At 69.9% G+C, this 219-nt stretch carries 1 protein-coding gene; it reads right to left on the reverse strand.

The genetic code is table 11. The features are described 5' to 3' along the window. Positions 1 to 219 (reverse strand): hypothetical protein (locus FCU66_RS40920; RefSeq protein ID WP_136625540.1); only part of this gene is annotated, 219 nt, incomplete at both ends.

A 219-nucleotide genomic window follows, 5' to 3' on the forward strand; every position in this document is an offset into this window, starting at 1 on the left:
CAGCCTCCTGCAGGAAGGCTTCGTCCTCGGTCGCCTGCCAGTATTGCCACACCGCATAGGCCACGTCGGCGCTGATATGCTGCTCCTGGCTGCCGCAGAGGACGTCCAGGATCTTGCGGTCCGGGCCGACCGTCTGGGCGGGCGTGACCTCCGACCCGCTATCGGCCGATTCCCAGGCGTAGAGGGCGCCCCGACCGCCCATCTGCGCGGCCTTGGCGC

The organism is Mesorhizobium norvegicum, from assembly GCF_004919685.1.
Classification (GTDB): Bacteria; Pseudomonadota; Alphaproteobacteria; order Rhizobiales; family Rhizobiaceae; genus Mesorhizobium; species Mesorhizobium norvegicum.